The organism is Streptomyces sp. NRRL WC-3549, assembly GCF_000721935.1.
Classification (GTDB): Bacteria; Actinomycetota; Actinomycetes; order Streptomycetales; family Streptomycetaceae; genus Streptomyces.
On sequence record NZ_KL585446.1, the window covers coordinates 16092 to 17885 of the forward strand.

General features: G+C 68.3%; 3 protein-coding genes. All 3 read left to right on the forward strand.

Annotated features, from left to right (window positions below; genetic code table 11):
* The first annotated feature begins 187 nt into the window (after window positions 1–187).
* A complete protein-coding gene (locus tag IH13_RS0134800; protein ID WP_031090951.1) occupies window positions 188–385 on the forward strand; it encodes a hypothetical protein in 198 nt (65 codons plus the stop codon).
* A 216-nt stretch (window positions 386–601) separates the two neighbouring features.
* Complete coding sequence (tatA, locus tag IH13_RS0134805; protein ID WP_031090954.1) at window positions 602–895, forward strand: Sec-independent protein translocase subunit TatA; 294 nt, start codon at window positions 602–604, stop codon at window positions 893–895.
* A 49-nt stretch (window positions 896–944) separates the two neighbouring features.
* Window positions 945–1794, forward strand: an 850-nt coding sequence (tatC, locus tag IH13_RS39265) for a twin-arginine translocase subunit TatC (protein WP_031090956.1), incomplete at its 3' end; no start/stop codon positions are given.

Consider the following 1794-nt stretch of genomic DNA (forward strand, 5'->3'; position numbering starts at 1 on the left):
GGCGATAGGCGCCAGCCGCCGTACGACCTTCTACTCCTTCACGTGTCCCGAGTGCGACTCGGCCGTCCGCAAACCGGCCGGGGAGCGCATCGTGGAACTTCTCATCGGTGGCGGGGTGCGGACGCTGCGTCTGCACACGGCCGCCCGGTGACCCGCACAGCAACGAGAGAACTCCGAGGCCCCGTCCATGTTCTGGCCCATGCTCGCCATCGCTCTGGGATTCCTCGGCATGGCCGTGCTCGGTGTCCTGGCCGTCAAGGTCTTCGTCGAGGCGCAACGGCTCGGCAGACAGGTCGCCGCGACCACGCAGCGGATCAACCGGGCGGCGGAGGACCTCGAACGGGCGGCCACCACCCTCGCCGGCACCGGTGAGGCACTGCGATAGCGGGAACGGGGCCTCCCGGATCCGCCATGGCGGAAGGTACGCTGCTGGAGTGGCCCCGGCAGGGAGGTGCGGGCCGCGAACGGGAGTACGCACGGACATTGCCCGGCGTTTACCCCTGCGGGTTACGATCGCTGCCAGCGCGAGGGCCGGACGTGAGTCCGGCCGTACGGGTAGCGAGCCCACCCTCCAGTCGCCTCAGTGAGAAGGAAGTCGCACATGATCGGCAATCTGAAGCCCCTCGAGATCGTTCTGATCATCGCTGTCATCCTGCTTCTCTTCGGTGCCAAGAAGCTTCCTGACATGGCGCGTTCGCTCGGCAAGTCGGCCCGCATCCTCAAGAGCGAGGCCAAGGCGATGAAGAAGGACGACGGGGACACTGCGGCGCCCACCACGGAGACCGCCGCGGACACCGCGCCGCCGGCCGCCTCCGCGCGCACGATCCAGGCCGCCCCCGGGGACGTCACCAGCTCCCGCCCGGTGAACGAGCCCAAGCCCACCACCCAGAGCTGACGGCCGACCCGCACCGCCGACGGCTGCCGCACGAGACGAGGGAAGTGGGTTGCTCAAGTCTGCCCGCAAGCAGGAGAAGGACGACGAGGGGCGGATGCCCCTCCTCGATCACCTGCGTGAGCTGCGCAACCGGCTGCTGAAGTCGGTCCTGGCCATCGTGGTCGCCGTCATCGCGGCAGCCTTCGTCTACCGGGACATCTTCGAGTTCCTGATGGACCCGATCCTGTCCTCGGTGGGCTGCAAGAACGGCGCCGTGACCATGATCAACGGCCGGCCGTGCGCGGAGATGACCACGAACGGTCTGCTGTCCCCCTTCACCATCGCGCTGAAGGTCTCGCTCATGGCGGGCGTGCTCGTGGCCACCCCGGTGTGGCTGTACCAGCTGTGGGCGTTCGTCGCCCCGGGCCTGCACAAGCAGGAGAAGCGCTACTCGATGGCCTTCGTGGCCGCCGGCGTCCCGCTCTTCGTCGCGGGCGCCTACCTGGCGTACGCGATCCTGCCGCAGACCGCGGAGATCATGCTCGGTTTCACACCCGAGAACGTGAAGAACCTGCTGCCGCTCGACGACTTCCTGGACCTGATCACCCGCATGGTGATCGTCTTCGGGCTGGCCTTCGAACTCCCGCTGCTGCTGATACTGCTGAACATCACGGGCGTCCTCAGCGGCGCCCGCATGCTGCGCTGGTGGCGCGGGATGATCGTCGGCCTCACCGCCTTCGGGGCGATCGCGACCCCGGGCGGCGACCCCCTCTCGATGATCCTGCTGGCCGGGCCGCTCGCGGTGCTGTACTTCATCGCCGTCGGCTTCTCCCTCCTCAACGACAAGCGCCGGCGGAAGAACAACCCCGACGCCGGACTCGACGACGACGAGGCCTCGCAGCTGGACCTCACCCCCGAGC